The following is a 23,185-nucleotide window of genomic DNA, read 5'->3' on the forward strand; positions in this document are numbered from 1 at the left end:
GAACCCGGAAGCTAAGCCTTTCAGCGCCGATGGTACTGCAGGGGGGACCCTGTGGGAGAGTAGGTCGCCGCCGAACAGTTTTTGTGGGGAAGCCCTGCACCCTTGTGGTGCGGGGCTTTCTCGCGTTCACGGCAGATTCAGCAACCGGCCTGCTCGGTCCTCCTCGTTCGGGCCCCCACGGCACCGCAGCCGGAGGAGTCGGCGCGGGCTGAAGGCAGGGGGACACGGATCCTCCGGCAGGAGGGTGAAGGGGGTGAGAAGCCGTCAGATTCTTCTGTCGTCAGTGGTTCTGAGCACCCCTGAGTTCAGGGTATGATTACATCGTTGCCACAGCGCAGCAGGCCCCAATAGCTCAGTCGGTAGAGCGTCTCCATGGTAAGGAGAAGGTCTGCGGTTCGATTCCGCATTGGGGCTCAGGAAGAAAGGCCCTCACCATTCGGTGAGGGCCTTTTGCATGTTCGATACCGGGTTCACTCACCGAGGGACGGGGGCGACGTGCCGCTCGCCGCGGCATGCCCGGGTTCGTCCCCGGGCCAAAAAAGTTTGGGCAGGGACGTCGAGAACCCGTGACCGGCTCCGTCTTCCTGATGAACGCGGCCACAATGGGTCGCATCAGCACCGAGGAGAGACACGATGGCCAAGTACCTGCTGCTCAAGCACTACCGAGGCGCCCCGGCTGCGATCAACGACGTGCCCATGGACCAGTGGACGCCGGAGGAGATCTCGGCCCACGTGCAGTACATGGAGGACTTCGCGGCCCGGCTCGAAGCGACCGGCGAGTTCGTCGACGGCCAGGCGCTCGCCCCCGAGGGGACGTTCGTCCGGTACGACGGCGAGGGGCGCCCGCCGGTCACCGACGGCCCGTTCGCCGAGACGAAGGACCTCATCGCCGGCTGGATGGTGATCGACGTCGACAGCTACGAGCGCGCCATCGAGCTGGCGGGGGAACTGTCGGCCGCTCCCGGAGCTGGCGGGACGCCGATTCACGAATGGCTGGAGGTGCGGCCGTTCCTGGCCGCGCCGCCCACCATCACGGAGTGACCTCCGGATGAACGAGAGCCTGCTCCGGAGCCTCACGCCGAGCGTGCTCGGGATTCTCGTCCGCCGCGGAGCCGACTTCGCGGCGGCCGAGGACGCCGTACAGGACGCCCTGGTCGAGGCGGTCCGCGTCTGGCCGGCCGACCCACCTCGGGACCCGAAGGGCTGGCTGGTCACCGTTGCCTGGCGCCGGTTCCTCGACGCGACCCGGGCGGACGTCGCCCGCCGTCGGCGTGAGAACGTCGTCGACGAGGAGCCGACGCCCGGGCCCGCGCCCGCGGTGGACGACACGCTCCAGCTCTATTTCCTGTGCGCCCACCCGTCGCTGACGCCGTCGTCCGCGGTCGCGCTCACCCTGCGCGCCGTCGGCGGGCTGACCACCCGTCAGATCGCCCGGGCCTACCTGGTGCCCGAGGCGACCATGGCGCAGCGCATCAGCCGGGCCAAACGCGCCGTCTCCGCCGTGCGGTTCGATCAGCCCGGTGACGTCGCCACCGTGCTGCGCGTCCTCTACCTGGTCTTCAACGAGGGCTACTCCGGCGACGTCGACCTCGCCGCCGAGGCCATCCGGCTGACCCGGCAGCTCGCGGCCCAGGTCGACCACCCCGAGGTGGCGGGGCTGCTCGCCCTCATGCTGCTCCACCACGCCCGGCGCGCTGCCCGGACCGCGTCCGACGGGAGCCTGGTGCCGCTCGCCGAGCAGGACCGAGGCCGGTGGGACACCGGAACGATCGCCGAGGGCATCGGGATCCTTCAGACGGCCCTCGCCCGTGACCGGCTGGGCGAGTATCAGGCCCAGGCCGCGATCGCGGCCCTCCACGCCGACGCGCCCAGCGCCGCGGAGACCGACTGGGTGCAGATCGTCGAGTGGTACGACGAGCTCGCGCGCCTGACCGACAGTCCCGTCGTCCGGCTCAATCGCGCGGTGGCCGTCGGTGAGGCCGACGGACCGCGCGCCGGCCTGGCGGCGCTCGCGGCGCTGGACGATTCACTGCCCCGCCACTCCGCGGCGGCGGCGTACCTCCATGAGCGCGACGGCGACCTGGCCACAGCGGCGCGTCTGTACGCCGAGGCGGCCCGCGAGGCTGCCGACCTCGCCGAGCGCGATCACCTGACGCGTCAGGCCGCCCGGCTCAACGTCCGTCGGCGTCGCTGACGGGGCGCGCAGGGACTCTCGCGGCGCCGGCGCGGCCCCGCGGCCGAACCCACCCGCTTGAAGTGCCCGGACCGTGGAGTGCGTTCAGGCCGTGGGTGGTTCGGGGACGCGCATGGCGAGGATGGCCATGTCGTCGGAGGCCGGTTCGGCGGCGAAACGCTCGACGGCCCGCAGGATGCGTGCCGCCACCGCGCCGGCCGTCAGGCCCGTACACGTGGCGAGAACGTCGGCCAGACCGTCGTCGCCGAGCATGCGGGTGCCCTCACGGCGTTCCGTGACGCCGTCCGTCACGCACAGCAGGACATCGCCCGGAGCGAGCGTCACCGTCTGCTCGTACAGGTCGAGGTCCTCCATGACGCCCAGCAGCGGCTGTGGTTCGGCCGCGGCCTCGACGGAGCCGTCCTGGCGCAGGCGCAGCGGCAGAGGGTGGCCCGCGCAGACCACCTTCAGGAGAGCGCTGCCGTCCTCCTGGGGCCACAGCTCGCCGTAAAGGAGCGTCAGGAAGCGGCTGCGGGCGCCCTCGTCCAGGATCGCGGCGTTGAGGCGCTCCAGGACGGCCGGGCCGCCGAAGCCCTCGCGGGCGAGGAGGCGCAGGGCGTGACGGGCGAGGCCCGTGACGGCCGCGGCCTGCGGGCCCGTACCGCAGACATCGCCGATGGCGAAGCCGTAGGCGCCGTCGCGGATGGGGAACACGTCGTAGAAGTCGCCGCCGACCTCGTTGCCCTCGCCCGCCGCGCGGTAGATGACCTCGATCTCGACATTGGGGACCTCCGGCAGTTCCGGCGGCAGCAGACTCCGCTGGAGCGACTGGCTGATCGCCATGCGTTCCGAGTAGAGGCGGGCGTTGTCCAGGGCGAGCGCGGCGCGCCGGGACAGGTCCTCGGCCAGTTCCAGGCTCTCCTGGCGGAAGTGGTCGTCCGCGGCCTTTCCGAGCGTGAGCATCCCGATGACGCGGTTCCGGGCGACGAGCGGCAGGACCACGGTCTCGCCGCCCACCGCCGCCGCGGTGGCGAGCGTCGTACCGATGCCGGGGCCCGGACCGCCGGGTTCGGACAGGCCGAGCGTGCGCATCGAGGTGCGCAGGGCCGCCTGATGGGCCGCTTCGGACGGGGCGTGCCAGATGCGGGCGCCGGGGGTCGGCACGGGGTCCGGCGGGGCGATCCTGGAGAGCAGGGCCTTGAGCCCGTCGATGCGTTCCTCGTCCTCGTGCAGCACATAGGAGAGGTACGGGTCCGAGGACTGGTCGGCGATCGTGTAGACGGCGCACCAGGTGGCCAGGGTGGGGACCGTCATCTGTGCCATCAGCGCCAGGGTCTGGTCCCGGTCCAGGGTGCCCGCGAGCAGGTCGGACGCCTCGACGAGGAAGGACAGCGAACCGCGGCGCAGGCGCTCCAGCTCGCCCAGCCGGGCCGACTCGACGGCCAGCGCGATGCGGTCCGCGGCGAACTGGAGACGCAGCGCCTCCTCGTTGGTGTACCGGCCCGCAGTCTCGGCGGCGACGCCCAACGAGCCCGTCAGACGCCCCTCGACCTTGAGCGGCACGGTGACGACCGAGCGCATGCCCGTGCTCGCGAGCAGCGGGACGGCCCCGGGGACCGTGTCCAGGTCCTCGTGGACGGCGGGCATCCGGGCGGAGCCGTAACGTCCCGTTCCGGCCTCCACCGGAACGCGGGCGAAACGCTGGCGGGCGGAGGGCAGGCCCGTCGTGGCCCGCACCTCCAGTTCCGTCTCGTCGTCCGTCGCGAGCAGCAGGAACGCCGAATCGGCGTCGAGCATGTCGCGTGCCCGCTCGACCGTGCGCTGGAGCAGGCCGTCGAGGTCGTCGGGGGCCGGGGAGCCGATGAAGATCTCGAACGGGTCCGCCTTGCGGTTCTCGGAGTTCGCGTCGGAGACCGGGGTGCGGGGCGGGGACTGGAGGACGGCGCGTTCGTAGTCGCGCACCAGCAGACAGACGGTGGACGGTTCGCCGTGCGGATCGCGGACCCGCAGGTGGGAGGCGTAGACGGGGATGGTGCGGCCGTCGGCGCCCCGGATGCCGTAGCTGCCCTCCCAGTGCGACAGCCGCAGGGCCTCGGCGATGCCGGTGTTGGTGCCCGGAGTCTGCGGCCACGCCGTGAAGTCGGTGAGCTGTTTGCCGAGGACCTGGTCGGGGGTGTAGCCGAAGAGGAACGTGGCGTCCTCGTTCCAGGCGGTGACGCAACCGGCGCTGTCGGTCTGGACGACGGCCACCCGTACCCGTTCGTCGGCGACCGGGAGCAGGCCGACCGGGAGTTGCGGGCCGGCGCAGCGGATGCCCACCGGGCGCTCGGGCAGGTCCAGCTGGAACCAGACGTGCTTGTGGGTGGGGGAGTATTCGACGCCCCACCGGTCGGCCAGTGCCGCGCAGAGCACCAGTCCCCGGCCGTTCTCACGGTCCGGGCCCATGTGATCCGGGCCCGGGTGCCTGAGTGGGACCTCCCGTTCCGGATAGTGGTCGGAGACCTCGATCCGGACGCCGTCCTCCGTGCGCAGGCAGAGCACGTCCGCGGCGGTGCCGGCGTGGACCACGGCGTTCGTCACGAGTTCGCTGGTGAGGACGACCGCGTCGTCGACGACGTCCGTGTACCCCCAGCCCTGGAGGGTGTCCCGGACGAAGGCGCGGGCCGCAGCGACCGACCGCCCGACCGGGTCGAAGGTGGCTGCCGCGCGCGCGGTGATCACAGCACTCCCCATGTGGTGTCTCGTCGCTTCCCCGAGTCCTGTGCCCGTTTCTCGCCGCTTCGATTCGCCTAGGACCTGTCGTCGCGCTGTGACCGGGAAGGCCCACCGGTACGTGGCGTCCGGCGAATCCTCCCGGCCACAGCACTAGCCAGGCTAGACGCTCGGTCTCGGTGCCCGGTACACGAGGTCCGACTTCGCGCAGGAACGGCCAGGATCGGGCAAGTAGGTGGACAAGTCCGGACTTCTCGGCAGGGCCGTGGCGACAACCGGTGGAGGTCGCACTCCGATCAGGTCGGGCCTGGTACGTTTCAACGATTTGACGTCCGCATGGTCACCCGTCGACGGTGGGCAGTGGCGGTGAGCCAAAGAGGATCTGGGCAAGCTCCCAGACAGGACCCGAGCGAAACGGTCAACCCCTGCGGGAGGGACACGGTGGAGTCTGGCGTGGCGGCGCGGGGATCAGGAACGCGCACACAAGGCGGACAGTCCGTGAAGAAACAGCGCAACGGCACCATCGAGGTCGACGCGGCGGCACTCAACAGACTGCTGGCCGGACTGGTGGCGATGCGCGACGGGAACTTCCGCCGACGCCTGACGGTCTCCGGGGACGGCGTGATGGCGGAGATCGCGGCGCTGTTCAACGAGGTCGCCGACCGCAATCTCCATCTCACCGGGGAGCTGGCCCGGGTGCGGCGCGTGGTCGGGCGGGAGGGGAAGCTCACCGAGCGGCTGGAGACGGGCGCCTGCGAGGGGTCCTGGGCCGCCGCCATCGACGCCTCCAACGAACTGGTCGACGATCTGGCCCGCCCGGTCTCGGAGGTCGGGCGGGTGCTGGCGGCGGTGGCCGACGGCGATCTCGAACAGCGGATGGAGCTGCGGTCGTACACGGCCGACGGGGCGGTACGGCCGCTGCGCGGCGAGTTCCTGAAGGTCGCCCGTACGGTCAACAACCTGGTCGACCAGCTCTCGGCGTTCACCGAGCAGGTCACCAGGGTCGCGGTCGAGGTGGGGACCGAGGGCAAGCTGGGCGGGCAGGCCCAGGTGCGCGGGATGTCCGGGTCGTGGAAGGACCTCACGGACTCCGTGAACACCATGGCGTACCGGCTGACCGCCCAGGTGCGGGACATCGCCCTGGTCACGACGGCGGTCGCCAAGGGGGATCTGTCGCGGAAGGTCACCGTCCACGTGGCCGGTGAGATGCTCCAGCTGAAGAACACCGTGAACACGATGGTCGACCAACTGTCGTCGTTCTCCTCCGAGGTGACGCGGGTCGCCCGCGAGGTGGGCACGGAGGGCGAGCTGGGCGGGCAAGCGCAGGTGCCCGGCGTCGCCGGTGTGTGGAAGGACCTCACCGACTCCGTCAACACGATGGCGGGGAACCTGACCTCCCAGGTGCGGGGGATCGCCGAGGTGACCATGGCCGTCGCCAACGGCGACCTGTCGCAGAAGGTGAGGGTGAGCGCGCGCGGCGAGGTCGCGCAACTGGCCGAGACCATCAACCAGATGACCGAGACGCTGCGGACCTTCGCGGACGAAGTGACCCGGGTGGCGAGCGAGATCGGCGGCGAGGGGCTGCTCGGCGGGCAGGCGCAGGTGCCGGGGGCAGCCGGCACCTGGAAGGACCTCACCGATTCGGTGAACACGGTCTTCCGCAACCTGACGACGCAGGTGCGGGACATCGCGCAGGTGACCACGGCGGTGGCCAGCGGCGACCTGTCGCAGAAGGTCACGGTCGACGTGGCCGGCGAGATGCTGGAGCTGAAGAACACCGTCAACACGATGGTCGACCAGCTGCAGTCCTTCGGTTCGGAAGTGACGCGGGTGGCGCGGGAGGTCGGCGTCGAGGGCCGGCTGGGCGGCCAGGCAGAGGTGCCGGGCGCGGCGGGCACGTGGAAGGACCTCACCGACTCGGTGAACACCGCGTTCCGGAACCTGACGGGTCAGGTGCGGGACATCGCGCAGGTGACGACCGCGGTCGCGAACGGGGACCTGTCGCAGAAGGTCACGGTCGACGTCGCGGGAGAGATGCTGGAGCTGAAGAACACCGTCAACACGATGGTGGCGCAGCTCTCGTCCTTCGCCGACCAGGTCACGCGGATGGCGCGGGACGTGGGCACGGAGGGCCGGCTGGGCGGTCAGGCGCGGGTCGACGGCGTCTCCGGCACCTGGAAGGAGCTCACGGACTCCGTCAACTTCATGGCCGGGAACCTGACGTCCCAGGTCCGTGAGATCGCCCAGGTGACGACTGCGGTGGCGCGGGGCGACCTGTCGCAGAAGATCGACGTGGACGCGCGCGGCGAGATCCTGGAGCTGAAGAACACCATCAACACGATGGTCGACCAGCTCTCCGCCTTCGCCGACCAGGTGACCAGGGTGGCCCGCGAGGTGGGCACGGACGGGCGGCTCGGCGGGCAGGCCCAGGTGCCCGGGGTGGCTGGTGTGTGGCGCGATCTGACCGACTCGGTGAACGGCATGGCAGGCAATCTCACCGACCAGGTCCGCAGCATCGCCCAGGTTGCCACGGCGGTCGCGCGCGGCGACCTGTCGCAGAAGATCGACGTGGACGCGCGCGGCGAGATCCTGGAGCTGAAGAACACCCTGAACACGATGGTGGACCAGCTCTCGAACTTCGCCGAGCAGGTGACGCGGGTGGCCCGAGAGGTGGGTACGGAGGGCATGCTCGGCGGTCAGGCCGAGGTGCAGGGCGTGTCCGGTACGTGGAAGGACCTCACCCAGTCCGTCAACGGCATGGCGAACAACCTGACCCTCCAGGTTCGCAACATCGCCGAGGTCACCACCGCGGTCGCCAACGGCGATCTCTCCAAGAAGATCACGGTCGACGCCAAGGGCGAGATCCTCGAACTGGTCACGACCGTCAACACCATGGTCGACCAGCTGCTCAACTTCGCCGACGAGGTGACCAGGGTGGCCCGGGAGGTGGGCACGGAGGGCATCCTCGGCGGGCAGGCGCGGGTGCGCGGCGCCACCGGCATCTGGAAGGACCTCAGCGACAACGTCAACCTGATGGCCAACAATCTGACCAGCCAGGTGCGGAACATCTCCCGGGTGTCGTCCGCGGTCGCCAACGGGGACCTGACGAAGAAGGTCACCGTGGAGGCGCGCGGCGAGGTCGCCGAACTCGCCGACACCGTCAACACGATGGTGACGACGCTGTCCTCGTTCGCCGACGAGGTGACGCGGGTGGCCCGCGAGGTGGGCACGGAGGGCGAGCTGGGCGGCCAGGCGCGCGTGCCGGGGGTGTCCGGTACGTGGAAGGACCTCACCGAGTCGGTGAACTCCATGGCGTCCAACCTGACCGGCCAGGTGCGCCAGATCGCCGCGGTGACCACGGCCATCGCCAAGGGCGACCTCACGAAGAAGATCGACATCGATGCCCGCGGCGAGATCCTGGAGCTCAAGGACACCATCAACACGATGGTCGACCAGCTGTCCTCGTTCGCCGAGCAGGTGACCCGAGTGGCCCGCGAGGTGGGCACGGAGGGCCAGCTGGGCGGTCAGGCGCGCGTCCGGGACGTCGACGGCACCTGGCGCGATCTCACCGAGTCGGTGAACGAGATGGCCGGAAACCTCACCCGCCAGGTCCGGGCCATCGCGGCGGTCGCCACCGCCGTGACCCGGGGCGATCTCAACCTCAAGGTCGACGTGGACGCGGCCGGTGAGATCCAGGCGCTGCAGGACAACATCAACACGATGATCGCCAACCTGCGCGACACCACGGCCACCAACAAGGAACAGGACTGGCTCAAGGGCAACCTCGCGCGGATCTCCGGCCTGATGCAGGGCCGGCGCGACCTGGACGACGTGGCCTCGCTGATCATGAGCGAGCTGACGCCGGTGGTCTCCGCGCAGCACGGCGCGTTCTTCCTGGCCATGCCGACCGGGGACACCGACACGGTGGGGGTGGACAGCGACCAGGACGGTTCGTACGAGCTGCGCATGAGAGGCAGCTACGGGTACTCGGCCGGGACGATGCCGACCTCGTTCCGTCCTGGTGAGACGCTGATCGGGACGGCGGCGGAGGAGAAGCGGACCATTCAGGTGGACAACGTTCCGCCGGGGTATCTGAAGATTTCCTCCGGGCTCGGCGAGGCACCTCCCGCGCATGTGATCGTGCTGCCGGTGCTTTTCGAGGGCAAGGTCCTCGGCGTGATCGAGCTGGCCTCGTTCCAGCCGTTCACACAGATCCAGCGGGACTTCCTGAACCAGCTCGCCGAAATGATCGCGACGAGCGTCAACACCATCAGCGTCAACACGAAGACCGAGAAGCTCCTCGAGCAGTCGCAGGAATTGGCCCAGCAATTGCGGGACCGTTCCAAGGAGTTGGAGAACCGTCAGGAGGCCCTTGAGGCGTCCAATACCGAACTGGAGGAAAAGGCCGAGCTGTTGGCCCAGCAGAACCGCGACATCGAGGTCAAGAACACCGAGATCGAGGACGCCCGGCAGGTCCTGGAGGAACGCGCCGAACAGCTCGCGGTCTCCATGCGCTACAAGTCCGAGTTCCTGGCGAACATGTCGCACGAGCTGCGCACTCCGCTCAACTCGCTGCTCATTCTCGCCAAGTTGCTCGCGGACAACGCGGAGGGCAATCTCTCGCCGAAGCAGGTGGAGTTCGCCGAGACGATCCACGGAGCCGGTTCCGATCTGCTTCAGCTGATCAACGACATCCTCGATCTCACGAAGGTCGAGGCGGGCAAGATGGACGTCAGCCCGACCCGGATCGCGCTGGTCCAGCTGGTCGACTACGTGGAGGCGACGTTCCGGCCGCTCACCGCGGAGAAGGGGCTCGATTTCTCCGTACGGGTCTCCCCGGAACTGCCCGCGACGCTGCACACGGACGAACAACGCCTGCTCCAGGTCCTGCGCAACCTCCTTTCCAACGCGGTGAAGTTCACCGACAGCGGGGCGGTCGAACTGGTCATCCGGCTCGCCGCCGACGACGTGCCGCACGCCATCCGCGAGCAGCTGCTGGAGGCCGGTTCGCTGCGCGACGCCGATGCCGACCTGATCGCCTTCTCGGTCACCGACACCGGCATCGGGATCGCGGCGAGCAAGATGCTGGTGATCTTCGAGGCGTTCAAGCAGGCGGACGGCACGACCAGCCGCAAGTACGGCGGCACGGGGCTGGGGCTGTCCATCAGCCGGGAGATCGCCCGGCTGCTGGGCGGCGAGATCCATGCGGCGAGCGAGCCGGGCCGCGGCTCGACGTTCACGCTGTACCTGCCGCTGCACCCGAGCGAGTTGCCGCCGCAGGGTTTCCCGCAGGTCGGTTCGGAGGATGTCGAGGCGCAGGGAGCGGCGGCCGAGGAGGCGCCGCTCGCGGAGGGCGCACCGGGTGCCGAGCCGATGACCGCCGAGCACGATCCGGCCGGTTCCGGCGTTGTCCAGGCCGCTCCGGGGGCCGCCGGACCGGTCCGGCACCCTCGCAAGGCGCTGGGGGGTGCGGGGCAGCGGCCCGCGCTGCCGTCCCGCGCCTCGGCCGCGGCCACCGGCCAGGAGTCGTGGGCTCCCGGCGTCCAGGAGGAGGCGGAGGTCCGCAGGACGTTCCGGTTCCACGGCGAGAAGGTGCTGATCGTCGACGACGACATCCGCAACGTCTTCGCGCTCACCAGCGTGCTGGAGCAGCACGGTCTGTCGGTGCTGTACGCCGAGAACGGCCGTGTCGGCATCGAAGTCCTGGAGCAGCACGACGATGTGACGGTCGTGCTGATGGACATCATGATGCCGGAGATGGACGGCTATGCCACGACGGCGGCGATCCGCCGGATGCCGCAGTTCGCCGGGCTGCCGATCGTCGCGCTGACCGCGAAGGCGATGAAGGGCGACCGGGAAAAGGCGATCGAATCCGGTGCTTCCGACTATGTCACCAAGCCGGTTGATCCTGATCATCTCCTTTCCGTAATGGAACAGTGGATGCTCGGAGAGTGATCACCCAGCGGAGTGAATTGCCGCGTTTTCAAGATCGACTCTGCTCGTGGCGCGGGGAGGGGGGCACGGCGGGAACCTTCCCGCCGCCCGCCGCGTTTTCGCTGCGTGCACAGTGACATCGCGGTGACAGGGTGTGGTGACGGGCAGGGTGCGGCTACCATGACCGGCACAAGGACGGACGGCGTAAGGGAGTCGTCCCCTGGGGCGGCGCCCGGTGCAATTCCGGGGCGAGGAGGACGGGCCATGGTGCAGAAGGCCAAGATCCTCCTGGTCGATGACCGGCCGGAGAATCTGCTGGCGCTGGAGGCCATCCTCTCTGCGCTCGATCAGACACTGGTACGGGCATCGTCAGGGGAGGAAGCGCTCAAAGCGCTGCTCACGGACGACTTCGCGGTCATTCTGCTGGACGTCCAGATGCCTGGGATGGACGGTTTCGAAACCGCGGCGCACATCAAGCGGCGGGAACGGACCCGGGACATCCCGATCATCTTCCTCACCGCGATCAATCACGGACCGCATCACACCTTCAGAGGTTACGCGGCGGGCGCGGTGGACTACATCTCGAAGCCGTTCGACCCATGGGTGCTCCGGGCGAAGGTCTCGGTCTTCGTCGAGCTGTACACGAAGAACTGCAAGCTGCGCGAGCAGGCGGCGCTGCTGCGGCTCCAGCTGGAGGGCGACGCCGAGGGAGGCGTCGGCCAGGACGGGGAGCCCGCCGGACTGCTGGCCGAGCTCTCGGCGCGGCTCGCCGCCGTGGAGGAGCAGGCCGAAGCGCTCTCCAAGCAGCTCGACGACGAGTCGGCGGACGCCGCGGCCGTGGCCACCGCCGCCCATCTGGAACGCAAACTGACCGGTCTGCGCCGGGCGCTCGACGCGCTGGAACCGGGTACCGGCAGCGGAACGGCCGCCCTTCCCTCGTAGCGTTCCGGCCCCGACGGGGCGTGGGGAGCATGCCCACGTCGTAGGGCAAGCGCCTCCGCACGCCCGGGCGGGAGCGGTTACGCCGTCGCGCCGGGACCCGGCGGCGTGCGAACGCGGTGCGCGGACATGCGGGGCCGGCGTCCGGACACACGTCTCCTCGACTCCGGGGAAGCCGGGCACGGGTCGATTCCCGGCCGGGACAGGGGCGATGGTCCGGACGTTCGTCCAACCGCCGCTCTCTTCCACCTGCCCGACGGCCCGTCACCAAAGGCGTCCCCTCGCGCGGTGGCGTGAGGACGTGTCAGTTTCCGGCCTCCGCCCGGCGACACGGTCGGGTGAAGCGGCAGGCGCACGTGTTCACCGCCGTCGGCACCGGTAACCTCGGCATCATGGCCTCACGTACGTCCGGCAAGGGTTCCCAGGGCACGGCGGGCACCGCGAAGCGCGTCGGCCGTACCGCGGGGCCCGTCAAGAAGGCCGCGCCGGCCAAGAAAGCCGCGCCCGCCAAGAAGCCCGCAGCGAAGAAGAGCGCGCCCTCGAAGAAGGCGCCTGCGAAGAAGGCACCCGCCAAGAAGACGGCGAGGAGGCCGGCCGCACCGCGCCCGGCACCGTCGCCCACCAGCGGCGTGTACCGCCTGGCGCGCGCCGTCTGGCTCGGTGCCGCGCACGCCGTCGGCGCGATGTTCCGCGGCATAGGACGCGGCGCCAAGGGACTCGATCCCGCGCATCGCAAGGACGGCATCGCCCTGCTCCTGCTCGGCCTGGCGCTCGTCGTCGCCGCGGGCACCTGGTCCAACCTGCGCGGTCCCGTCGGCGACCTCGTCGAGATGCTCGTCACCGGGGCCTTCGGGCGGCTCGATCTGCTCGTGCCGATACTGCTCGGCACCATCGCCGTGCGGCTGATCCGCTACCCCGAGCGGCCCGAGGCCAACGGCCGTATCGTCATCGGACTCTCCGTCCTGGTCGTCGGCGTGCTGGGACAGGTCCACATCGCGTGCGGATCGCCCGGCCGGGGCGACGGCACGACGGCGATGCAGGACGCGGGCGGGCTGATCGGCTGGGCCGCCTCCAAGCCGTTGATCTACACCATGGGCGAGGTCCTCGCCGTACCGCTGCTGCTCCTCCTCACCGTCTTCGGGCTGCTCGTCGTCACCGCCACCCCGGTCAACGCCATTCCGCAACGGCTGCGTCTGCTCGGCACCAAGCTGGGCGTCCTGGATCCGCCGTACGATCCCGCGGAGGACGAGGAGAACGACGACGAGCGCTACGAGGAGCAGTGGCGCGAGGCCCTGCCCGCCCGCTCCCGACGTTCCTCCGCGCGCCGTTCCGAGACCTCCGGGGAGTACGACCCCGAGCAGGCGGAGGCCGAGGCGCTCTCCCGGCGCCGCGGCTCCCGCAGGCCCTCCGCACAGCCCGCGATGAACCGCACCATGGACGCGGTGGACGTCGCCGCGGCGGCCGCCGCCGCGCTCGACGGGGCCGTGCTCAACGGCATGCCGCCCTCGCTGATCGTCGCCGACCTCACCCAGGGCGTCTCCGTCGACCGTGAACGCCCGGCGCCGCCGGTCCCGGGCGCCCGGGAGAGCGAGCCCGCCGCCGGGGGAGGGAAGCAGGCGAAGTCCCCGGTGTCGTCGGGCAGCGTGCCCGACCTGACGAAGCCCGCGCCCGACCGGTCGCAGTCCGAACCGCTGCCGGCCCGCGCCGAGCAGCTCCAGCTGTCCGGCGACATCACCTACGCGCTGCCCTCGCTCGACCTGCTGGAACGCGGCGGGCCCGGCAAGACCCGCAGCGCCGCCAACGACGCGATCGTCGCGGCCCTGACGAACGTCTTCACCGAGTTCAAGGTCGACGCCGCGGTCACCGGCTTCACCCGGGGCCCGACGGTCACCCGCTACGAGGTGGAGCTCGGCCCCGCCGTGAAGGTCGAGCGGATCACCGCCCTCGCCAAGAACATCGCGTACGCCGTCGCCAGCCCGGACGTCCGGATCATCTCCCCGATCCCGGGGAAGTCGGCCGTGGGCATCGAGATCCCCAACAGCGACCGCGAGATGGTCAACCTCGGCGACGTGCTGCGCCTCGCCGACGCCGCCGAGGACGACCACCCGATGCTGGTCGCGCTCGGCAAGGACGTCGAGGGCGGCTATGTGATGGCCAACCTGGCGAAGATGCCGCACGTGCTGGTGGCCGGTGCCACCGGGTCCGGCAAGTCGTCCTGCATCAACTGTCTGATCACCTCGGTCATGGTGCGGGCGACCCCGGAGGACGTCCGCATGGTGCTGGTCGACCCCAAGCGCGTCGAGCTGACCGCGTACGAGGGTATCCCGCACCTGATCACGCCGATCATCACCAACCCCAAGCGGGCCGCCGAGGCCCTCCAATGGGTCGTGCGGGAGATGGACCTCCGGTACGACGACCTCGCCGCCTTCGGTTACCGGCACATCGACGACTTCAACCAGGCCGTGCGCGACGGCAAGGTCAAGCCTCCGGAGGGCAGCGAGCGCGAGCTCTCGCCCTACCCGTACCTGCTGGTGATCGTCGACGAGCTCGCCGACCTGATGATGGTCGCCCCCCGCGACGTGGAGGACGCCATCGTCCGCATCACCCAACTGGCCCGCGCCGCGGGGATCCATCTGGTGCTCGCCACCCAGCGGCCCTCGGTCGACGTCGTCACGGGTCTGATCAAGGCGAACGTGCCCTCGCGGCTCGCCTTCGCGACGTCGTCGCTGGCCGACAGCCGCGTCATCCTCGACCAGCCCGGCGCCGAGAAGCTCATCGGGAAGGGCGACGGGCTGTTCCTGCCGATGGGGGCCAACAAGCCCACCCGGATGCAGGGGGCCTTCGTCACCGAGGACGAGGTCGCTGCGGTCGTCCGGCACTGCAAGGATCAGATGGCGCCGGTCTTCCGCGAGGACGTGGTGGTCGGCACCGGCAAGAAGAAGGAGATCGACGAGGACATCGGCGACGACCTGGACCTGCTCTGCCAGGCCGCCGAGCTGGTGGTGTCCACCCAGTTCGGGTCCACCTCGATGCTCCAGCGCAAGCTGAGGGTCGGCTTCGCCAAGGCGGGCCGGCTCATGGACCTGATGGAGTCGCGGAACATCGTGGGCCCGAGCGAGGGTTCCAAGGCCCGCGACGTCCTGGTGAAACCCGACGAGCTGGACGGGGTGTTGGCGCTGATCCGCGGGGAACCCGCCTCGTAGGTGAAGTACGGGCAACCGTTTCGCCGGGTCGTACGTCAAGTTGAGGGAAGGGGCGGCAGGATGGTTCTCCCCGGGGCGGCCCGGCGCGTCGGACCGCGTTCGAGTCCGATGGCGTACAAAGTCCTTCCTCCCGGTTGCTCCACTCTTTCGTACCCCCCCTAGACTGAACATCCAGCAGGTGGCTCACGCTCGAAAGGCGCCCCCGTGTCCATCGGCAACTCTCCCGAAGACGACCGGCCTTCGATCGGTCGAGTGCTTCAGCAGGCTCGTATCGCCGCAGGTCTCACGGTCGAAGAAATCAGTACGTCCACGCGGGTGCGCATCCCCATCGTGCACGCGATCGAAGAGGACGACTTCTCCCGCTGCGGCGGCGACGTGTATGCGCGCGGCCACATCCGTGTGCTGGCACGCGCCGTCCACATCGATCCGGAACCACTGGTCGCGCAGTACGACGACGAGCACGGCGGCCGCCCGGCACCCACGTCAGCGGCCCCGCTGTTCGAGGCCGAGCGCATCCGGTCCGAGCCCCGCCGCCCCAACTGGACGGCCGCCATGGTGGCCGCGATCGTCGTCGTGGTCGGCTTCGTCGGCTTCACGGTCGTCAAGGGCGGCAACAACGACAGGCCCACGACCACGCAGGTCGCGGAGGGGGCGACCGCCAACACGGAGAGCCCCCGGCCCAAGACCGGCAAGTCCGCGGACCCCAAGCCGGAGACCTCCGACAGCGCCATCGCCGCGGCCCCCCGGGACAAGGTGACGGTGAAGCTCAGCGCCAGCCAGGGCAAGAGCTGGATCTCCGCCAAGGACCACAACGGGCGGCTGCTCTTCGACGGCCTGCTGCTCCAGGGCCAGTCCAAGACCTTCCAGGATCAGGAGCGGGTCGACCTCGTCCTCGGTGACGCCGGGTCCATCGAGCTCTACGTGAACGGCAAGAAGGTCGAGGACAAGTTCCAGCCGGGCCAGGTCGAGCGGCTCTCGTACACGAAGGGCGACCCGGCGGTCGGCTGACGTACGGCCCCGGACGGCTCCACGGAGGCGGCGGGTGCCCGGCGAGTGCGCCGGGCACCCGCCGCTTTCGTCACCGGACGTGACGAGGGAACGACGAGGGAACCCTGCGCGGCAGGGCGTGTGCCGGGACAAAGTAGTCTTGAGCCCATGCCCGAACGCCGTACCGTCGCCCTTGTCACTCTCGGCTGCGCCCGTAACGAGGTGGACTCGGAGGAGCTCGCAGGCCGCTTGGCAGCGGACGGCTGGGAGCTCGTCGAGGACGCCTCCGACGCGGACGTCGCCGTCGTCAACACCTGCGGATTCGTCGAGGCCGCCAAGAAGGACTCCGTCGACGCCCTGCTCGAAGCCAATGACCTCAAGGACCACGGCAGGACCCAGGCCGTGGTCGCCGTCGGCTGCATGGCCGAACGCTACGGAAAGGACCTCGCCGAGGCCCTGCCCGAGGCGGACGGCGTCCTCGGGTTCGACGACTACGCCGACATCTCCGACCGCCTCCAGACCATTCTGAGCGGCGGCATCCACGCATCGCACACCCCTCGTGACCGCCGCAAGCTCCTGCCGATCAGCCCGGCGGAGCGGCAGGACGCCGCTGTGGCCCTGCCCGGCCACGCGCAGACGGCCGCGCCCGCGCCGGTACCGGCGGACCTGCCCGAGGGCGTCGCACCCGTCTCCGGCCCGCGAGCGCCGCTGCGCCGGAGGCTGGGCGCCAGCCCCGTCGCCTCGGTGAAGCTCGCCTCCGGCTGCGACCGCCGCTGCTCCTTCTGCGCCATCCCGTCCTTCCGCGGCTCCTTTATCTCGCGGCGCCCGTCGGACGTCCTGGGGGAGACCCGCTGGCTGGCCGAGCAGGGTGTGAAGGAGGTCATGCTGGTCTCCGAGAACAACACTTCGTACGGCAAGGACCTCGGTGACATCCGGCTGCTGGAGACGCTCCTGCCGGAACTCGCCGAGGTGGACGGGATCGAACGGATCCGGGTCAGCTATCTGCAGCCTGCGGAGATGCGGCCGGGCCTCATCGACGTACTGACCTCCACCCCGAAGGTCGCCCCGTACTTCGACCTGTCCTTCCAGCACTCGGCCCCCGGCGTGCTGCGGGCGATGCGCCGCTTCGGTGACACCGACCGCTTCCTGGAACTCCTGGACACCATCCGCGGCAAGGCCCCGCAGGCCGGTGCCCGCTCCAACTTCATCGTCGGCTTCCCCGGCGAGACCGAGGCCGACCTGGCGGAGCTGGAACGCTTCCTCACCGGTGCCCGGCTCGACGCCATCGGCGTCTTCGGCTACTCGGACGAGGAGGGCACCGAGGCGGCCGGCTACGAGAACAAGCTGGACGCCGACGTCGTCGCGGAACGGCTCGCGCACATCTCCCGGCTGGCCGAGGAACTGACCTCGCAGCGGGCCGAGGAGCGCCTCGGCGAGACCCTCCAGGTGCTCGTCGAGTCCGTGGACGACGAGGACGGCGCGGTGGGGCGCGCGGCGCACCAGGCGCCCGAGACGGACGGCCAGGTGCTCCTCACGACACGCGAGGGCCTCGTGCCCGGCCGTATGGTCGAGGCAAAGGTCGTCGGTACCGAAGGAGTGGACCTGGTGGCCGAGTGTTCCGAGCTCGTGGAGGCGGCCAGATGACGGAAGTCCCGGCATCCGCGGCAGGCGGCTCCGGCGCGAAGCCGGTCCGCGGCGGCAAGCTGGGTTCCGCGGCCGTCAACCAGGCCAGTCTGTGGAACATCGCCAATCTGCTCACCATGCTCCGGCTGGTGCTGGTGCCCGGCTTCGTGCTGTTGCTGCTGCACAACGGCGGCTACGACCCGGCCTGGCGGTCGTTCGCCTGGGCGGCGTTCGCCATCGCCATGATCACCGACCTGTTCGACGGCCACCTCGCACGCACGTACAACCTGGTAACCGATTTCGGGAAGATCGCCGACCCGATCGCGGACAAGGCGATCATGGGCTCGGCGCTGATCTGCCTGTCGTATCTGGGCGACCTTCCCTGGTGGGTCACGGGCGTGATCCTCTTCCGCGAGATAGGCATCACGCTGCTGCGGTTCTGGGTGATCCGGCACGGGGTGATTCCGGCCAGTCGCGGCGGGAAGATGAAGACGCTGGCCCAGGGCGTGGCGGTCGGCATGTACGTGCTGGCGCTGACGGGCCCGCTCGCCACCCTGCGCTTCTGGGTGATGGCGCTGGCCGTCGCGCTGACGGTCGCCACCGGGCTCGACTACGTACGGCAGGCCGTCGTGCTGCGGCGCAGGGGGCTCGCGTCCGAACGGGCCGCTGCCGCGGCTTCGAGCCGTCCGGCCGGGGTGTCCGGGACTTCGGGGGAGTCGGGCGACCGCGGTTCCGCGGGAGCGGAGCGGTGACGGCCGCGGCCCGGGCCCTGGAACTGCTCGCGCAGCGCGGCGAGACGCTCGCCGTCGCCGAGTCCCTGACCGGTGGTCTGGTCGCGGCGGAGCTGACGTCCGTACCGGGCGCCTCGCGTTCCTTCCGGGGATCCGTGACGGCCTACGCGACGCCCCTGAAGCGGGAACTGCTCGGTGTGGACGGTGCCCTCCTGGCGGAGCGTGGCGCGGTCGACGCGGACGTGGCGCGGCAGATGGCGACAGGTGTGCGGCGCGTTCTCGGTGCAGACTGGGGAGTGGCGACCACCGGCGTCGCGGGCCCCGACCCGCAGGACGAAAAGCCCGTCGGCACGGTCTTCGTCGCGGTGTCCGGGCCGGACGGTGCGGAGAATGTGGCCGCGCTGCGGTTGAACGGCAGCCGTGCGGACATCCGTAGAGAGAGCGTACGGATCGTTCTCACACTGCTTTCCGACAAACTCGGCAAGAATGCAGGCGCACAGGATACGGAACAGAACGGGGGGAATTGATGTTTGCAGCCCTGAGTGAACACGACATCGCTCCCCGCACGGCCGCGGCGCAAGGCGGTACGGTGGGGCGTGAAGGATGCGGCTACGCGGTCCGAGGAGGGAGCCACCGATGATTCTGCTCCGTCGCCTGCTTGGTGACGTGCTGCGTCGGCAGCGCCAGCGCCAAGGCCGTACTCTGCGCGAAGTCTCCTCGTCCGCCCGAGTCTCGCTCGGCTATCTCTCCGAGGTGGAGCGGGGGCAGAAGGAGGCGTCCTCCGAACTGCTCTCCGCCATTTGCGACGCGCTTGACGTACGGATGTCCGAGCTCATGCGTGAAGTGAGCGATGAGCTGTCGCTGGCCGAACTGGCCGAGTCGGCAGCAGCCAGCGATCCGGTGCCCGTGCCGGTGCGTCCGGTGCTCAACTCCGTCTCCGTGACGTCGGTGGCGGGTGTGCCGACGGGGCGGGTGACCATCAAGGCGCCCACGGAAGCGGTGGATGTCGTCGCCGCCTGACCGCGCGGTCCGGTGTACAGGGGAAGCCCTGGTCCCTCATGGGGCCGGGGCTTTCGTGCGTCTGCCTGCGGCTTCCGTGTGTCTGTCCGTGTCGTCCATGCCTTCCACATCTTCCGTGCGTCTGCCTGACCGCGGTGGTCCCGGGACGGTTCGGTCCGGGCGTCGTTGGCCCGGGCGTCTGAGGTCTGAAACCTTTGCTCTCTTCCTTCATGAATGACCCGTTTCTGTCTGTATGTGCAATCGTGGGTGATGTTGTGCATGAAGTTGCGCGTGATGTCGAACGGAACAGAAGCAGATCGGAGATGCGCATGTCCGTGGTGAAAAGCCCGCTTTCCGAGTCCGACCTCCAGGTCGTGGGGGACGCGTTGCAGGGCGCCCTCGTGGACCTGATCGATCTTTCTCTGGTGGCCAAGCAGGTGCACTGGAACGTGGTCGGGCCGCGATTCCGGTCCGTGCATCTCCAGCTCGACGAGGTCGTCGACACCGCCCGTCGGCACTCCGACTCGGTCGCGGAACGCGCCTCCGCCCTCGGAGTCAATCCGGACGGGCGGTCGGGGACGATCGCGAGGACCACGGCCATCGCGTCCGTGCCCGAGGGCTGGGTCACGGACGGGCATGCGGTGGAGGCCCTGGTGAGTGCTCTCGGTGTGGTGATCGGGCGCATGCGGGAGCGGATCGAGAAGACCGGCGGCCCCGACCCGGTCAGCCAGGACCTGCTCATCGGTCTGACCGGCGACCTCGAGAAGCACGCGTGGATGTTCCAGGCGGCGAACGCCTGACGTGCGTCTGTTGTGGTGCGGATGCGCGATGCGAAGAGCTCCGTGCGCGTGCGTGAGGCGAGCGCCTGACGTAGCCGGCTGACGCGGTGATCGACGCGGACGGCCGGCCCCTTCGGGGCGACGGCGTTGCGTCAGTCCTCTGCGGCGAACCTCCGTGCCAAGCCCAGCCATGCCTGCCGAGCCGCCTCCGAGCCCCCGCCGAAGCCTGTCCGGGATGGTGGGGGCTCTCTGCCTTGCCCTGATGTCTCCGCGGGCGTGTGGAACGGCTGGGGCGCGTGAACGGCCGGGGCGCTGCTCCGGGGGCGGCGGAAACACCGCTCCCGGAGTCATTCGGTGGCCCCACCGGGCGCCGCCGCTCCCGGTGGGGCGCTTCGGGTGGGGCCTGCCGTCGCTCTGGATGCGGTCGGGGCTTCGGCGCGCCAGACTTCGGGGAGAGGGCGTCGGGCGGTGAGGGCGCCCCCGGACCGTTTTTTGGCCCGTCGCGTCGCACGCCAGGCGCGACCTGCCGGACAGGAGCATGGTTGGCGCGGCCGGGACCGGTACCGGAGGGGCCTCCGGCCGGGCGGCCCACGTACACGAATCCGCACAGCACGCTCGGGGAACTCCAGGCGAGAGCGCACAACGCGCTACGGCCCGCAGACCGCGCGCCGGTGGCGCTTCGGTGCGCCCTCGCGCCGGGCGAGCGCGCCGAACTAGGTTCGGCCGGAGGAGGCAGCTATGGTGCGGCGACGGGTGCCGGCGCTCGTTCTCGGCGGGGCGTGGTGGTGGGCCGTGCTGCGGCTCGCGCTGGAACCGGCTCATGCGGGGCTCGTCGAGGGCGCGGTGGTGGCGGGCGGATGGGGACTGAGTCTGTTGCCCGTGCACGCGGCCGCGACGACGGGGCGGGTGGGGGCGAGTACGCCGGAAGGGTGTACGAGTGCGGACGCCGCCGATGGGAGCGGGGGCACGGCATGGTCGTCCCGGATCCGGGCGTGGTGCGTGGGTGGAGCGAGCGGGATGGCGGCGTGGTGTCCGGACGGGTGGTGCCGTGTCCGGGCGCGCTGGGTGAGCTGGTGGTCCGGGACCGGGCGGCCGTGTGTGGTTCGGCGGCGGGCCGTCGCGGCACGGTGTGCGAGGCGGTGGTCGTGTGCCGGGACACGTCGAGTCGGGCACTGGTCGCGTGCAGGTCTGCGCCGCCTGGTCCGGGTCCGGCGGATTACCAGGGCATGGTCGCGCCGCCGTTCGGGCGAAGGATCTGGCCGGTCATGAAGGACGACGCATCGGATGCGAGGTGGAGCACGGTGTGGGCGACGTCCTCGGGCTCTCCGACCCGGCCCAGCGGTGACATCCTCGCCATCGTGATCTCGGCCCGGTGCTGCCGTTCCGCGTCGTGGCGGGCGGTCATGGGAGTACGGATCCAGCCCGGGGCGACGGCGTTGACGCGGATGGAGTGGGGTCCCAGCTCGGTCGCGAGGGTCCTCGTCAGCTGGACGACCGCCGCTTTGGCCACGCTGTAGCACAGCAGTCCGGGGCTTGCGGCGTCGACCGCTCCCGAGGCCATCGTGACCAGCGAACCGGGGGCGCCGCGCGCGATCATGCCCCGGGCCACTTCCTGGCAGGCGTAGAGGACGCCCTTGAAGTTGACCGCGAGGACGCGGTCGAGATCGTCGTCCGAGGTCTCCAGAACGCTGCTGGTGTGCATGATCCCGGCCACCGCGGCCAGGATGTCGAGGCCGCCCGCGGCGGTCACTGCCGCCCTGACCGCGTCGCGATCGGTGACATCGAGCAGGTGGACATGGCAGGACCCGCCCGCTTCGGTGACCAGGTTCCGGGTCTCCGACAGCCCGTTCTCGTCACGGTCCGCGCAGTGCACGATGGCGCCCGCCGACGCGAGCAGGACGGCACTCGCCCTGCCGATGCCGCTCGCCGCTCCGGTGACGAACGCGGAGCGGCCCGTGAGGTCGTACCCGGCGAAGCTCATGCAGCGGACGTTACGACTGAATCTGACGTACCGTCAACTCTCTTGGTTAGTACGTGGATTGCGCGAGGGGAAATGCCCTCCGGGAGGGGTGCCGTTCGGTGCGCGCGAGCGGGAGCCCGGTCGGCGGAGCGCCACGCGGGGAGGAGCGGCTGCGGTGTGGGAGGAAGGCTGGGCATGTGGGGAGTCAGGCCGTGGGGCCCGCCTGGCAGTGCGGGCACCAGTAGGTGGGGCGGGCGCCCTGCTCGGCCATGCGGATCGGTGTGCCGCAGCGCAGACAGGGGCGGTTGGTCCTGCCGTAGACCCAGAGCCGTACCTTCGAGCCGTGGGGGCGGGCCACGACTCCTGTGCGTGTGCTCGTGGTCGTCGTGGTCGTCGTGCGTACGGGGCGGTCGCGGTTGGCTTCGAGGAGTTGCTTGGCCGTGGTGACGAGGCGCGAGGCGGTGGCGGCGGGCAGTTCGCCGATGGGCAGCCACGGGGTGGCGCTGGCGAGGAAGCAGAGCTCGGCCTTGTAGACGTTGCCGATTCCCGCCAGGTTGCGCTGGTCCAGCAGGGCCTCGCCGAGCGGGCGGGACGAGTCGGTCAGCAGATTGCGCAGGGCGGTGTCGGGATCCCAGTCGGGGCCCAGGAGGTCGGGGCCGAGGTGACCGACCGCTCGCTCCTCCTCCCTGGTGCGGAGGAGTTCCAGGACCGGCAGCCGATAGCCGACGGCCGTGTGGTCCGCGTTGGCGAGCACCCCACGGATCTGGTGGGCGGGCCCGCCGCGCCAGCGCTCGCCCGGTGCGTAGACCTGCCAGGAACCGTCCATCCGCAGATGACTGTGGAGGGTGAGGCCGCCCTCGATGCGGGTGAGGAGGTGCTTGCCGCGCGAGATGACGTCCAGCACCGTCCGGCCGGTGAGGTCGGCGGTGGCGAACCGGGGGACGCGCAGGTCGGAGCGGGTGAGGACCCGGTCGGCGAGGGCGGCGTGCAGACGCCGTGCGGTCTGCAGGACGGTGTCTCCTTCGGGCATGTCTCCATGGTGCGGCCCGCGGGCGCGCCCGGCTCGGTCCGGACCGAGCCGGGCGGGAGTTCCGGTCGGTGCACGGGCCGCGACGGCGTGGTGCCGCGTATGGAGTGAGGGGCGG

Annotated in this window: 14 protein-coding genes, 1 tRNA gene, 1 rRNA gene and 1 pseudogene; 14 read left to right on the forward strand and 3 right to left on the reverse strand. The window is 70.3% G+C overall.

Annotated elements, in window-relative coordinates:
* The 4 genes from rrf to ACFYY6_RS25240 form a co-directional block, all read left to right on the forward strand.
* A 5S ribosomal RNA gene (rrf, locus tag ACFYY6_RS25225) occupies positions 1-76 on the forward strand; the annotation flags it as partial.
* A 265-nt stretch (positions 77-341) separates the two neighbouring features.
* Positions 342-414: transfer RNA gene (locus ACFYY6_RS25230), tRNA-Thr, on the forward strand.
* Positions 415-633: 219 nt separating this feature from the next.
* Positions 634-1,041 (forward strand): YciI family protein, encoded by a 408-nt coding sequence (locus tag ACFYY6_RS25235; RefSeq protein ID WP_351516206.1) that lies wholly within the window; start codon positions 634-636, stop codon positions 1,039-1,041.
* Between the two features lie 7 nt (positions 1,042-1,048).
* Entirely contained in the window at positions 1,049-2,194 is a 1,146-nt protein-coding gene (locus ACFYY6_RS25240) for a DUF6596 domain-containing protein (RefSeq protein WP_351516207.1), read from the forward strand.
* 84 nt (positions 2,195-2,278) lie between these two features.
* Here ACFYY6_RS25240 and ACFYY6_RS25245 read toward each other — a convergent pair whose 3' ends face one another.
* Entirely contained in the window at positions 2,279-4,906 is a 2,628-nt protein-coding gene (locus ACFYY6_RS25245) for a SpoIIE family protein phosphatase (RefSeq protein WP_351516208.1), read from the reverse strand.
* Between the two features lie 477 nt (positions 4,907-5,383).
* On the opposite strand from ACFYY6_RS25245, the gene ACFYY6_RS25250 reads away from it, so the two are divergent.
* The 10 genes and pseudogenes from ACFYY6_RS25250 to ACFYY6_RS25295 form a co-directional block, all read left to right on the forward strand.
* Positions 5,384-10,840 (forward strand): HAMP domain-containing protein, encoded by a 5,457-nt coding sequence (locus tag ACFYY6_RS25250; RefSeq protein ID WP_389195281.1) that lies wholly within the window; start codon positions 5,384-5,386, stop codon positions 10,838-10,840.
* A gap of 243 nt (positions 10,841-11,083) precedes the next feature.
* Positions 11,084-11,761, forward strand: coding sequence for a response regulator (locus tag ACFYY6_RS25255; RefSeq protein WP_351516211.1), 678 nt, complete (start codon positions 11,084-11,086; stop codon positions 11,759-11,761).
* A 389-nt stretch (positions 11,762-12,150) separates the two neighbouring features.
* Positions 12,151-14,961 (forward strand): DNA translocase FtsK, encoded by a 2,811-nt coding sequence (locus ACFYY6_RS25260; protein WP_389195284.1) that lies wholly within the window; start codon positions 12,151-12,153, stop codon positions 14,959-14,961.
* Positions 14,962-15,165: 204 nt separating this feature from the next.
* Entirely contained in the window at positions 15,166-15,969 is an 804-nt protein-coding gene (locus ACFYY6_RS25265) for a helix-turn-helix domain-containing protein (RefSeq protein WP_389195287.1), read from the forward strand.
* Between the two features lie 147 nt (positions 15,970-16,116).
* A complete protein-coding gene (gene rimO, locus ACFYY6_RS25270; protein ID WP_351516215.1) occupies positions 16,117-17,592 on the forward strand; it encodes a 30S ribosomal protein S12 methylthiotransferase RimO in 1,476 nt (491 codons plus the stop codon).
* Positions 17,589-18,323: a CDP-diacylglycerol--glycerol-3-phosphate 3-phosphatidyltransferase gene (gene pgsA / locus ACFYY6_RS25275; RefSeq protein WP_351516216.1), complete on the forward strand. Its 735-nt coding sequence runs from the start codon at positions 17,589-17,591 to the stop codon at positions 18,321-18,323. The genes rimO and pgsA overlap by 4 nt, the downstream gene beginning before the upstream one ends.
* Positions 18,320-18,829 (forward strand): CinA family protein, encoded by a 510-nt coding sequence (locus ACFYY6_RS25280; RefSeq protein ID WP_351516218.1) that lies wholly within the window; start codon positions 18,320-18,322, stop codon positions 18,827-18,829. The genes pgsA and ACFYY6_RS25280 overlap by 4 nt, the downstream gene beginning before the upstream one ends.
* 109 nt (positions 18,830-18,938) lie before the next feature.
* Positions 18,939-19,322, forward strand: coding sequence for a helix-turn-helix transcriptional regulator (locus ACFYY6_RS25285; RefSeq protein WP_351516220.1), 384 nt, complete (start codon positions 18,939-18,941; stop codon positions 19,320-19,322).
* Positions 19,323-19,630: 308 nt separating this feature from the next.
* Entirely contained in the window at positions 19,631-20,101 is a 471-nt protein-coding gene (locus ACFYY6_RS25290; RefSeq protein WP_351516221.1) for a DNA starvation/stationary phase protection protein, read from the forward strand.
* Between the two features lie 717 nt (positions 20,102-20,818).
* Positions 20,819-21,076 (forward strand): annotated as a pseudogene (locus ACFYY6_RS25295) (hypothetical protein); the annotation flags it as partial.
* Positions 21,077-21,296: 220 nt separating this feature from the next.
* Here the strand turns inward: ACFYY6_RS25295 and ACFYY6_RS25300 are convergent.
* Both ACFYY6_RS25300 and ACFYY6_RS25305 read right to left on the reverse strand, forming a co-directional pair.
* Positions 21,297-22,061 carry an SDR family NAD(P)-dependent oxidoreductase gene (locus tag ACFYY6_RS25300; protein WP_389195290.1) on the reverse strand — a complete coding sequence of 255 codons (765 nt, stop codon included), beginning with the start codon at positions 22,059-22,061 and terminating at the stop codon, positions 21,297-21,299.
* Between the two features lie 184 nt (positions 22,062-22,245).
* Positions 22,246-23,070, reverse strand: coding sequence for a DNA-formamidopyrimidine glycosylase family protein (locus ACFYY6_RS25305; protein WP_389195293.1), 825 nt, complete (start codon positions 23,068-23,070; stop codon positions 22,246-22,248).
* Between the last annotated feature and the right edge of the window lie 115 nt (positions 23,071-23,185).

The sequence above is a fragment of the Streptomyces sp. NPDC001750 genome, from assembly GCF_042892615.1.
In the GTDB taxonomy this organism is placed as follows: Bacteria; Actinomycetota; Actinomycetes; order Streptomycetales; family Streptomycetaceae; genus Streptomyces.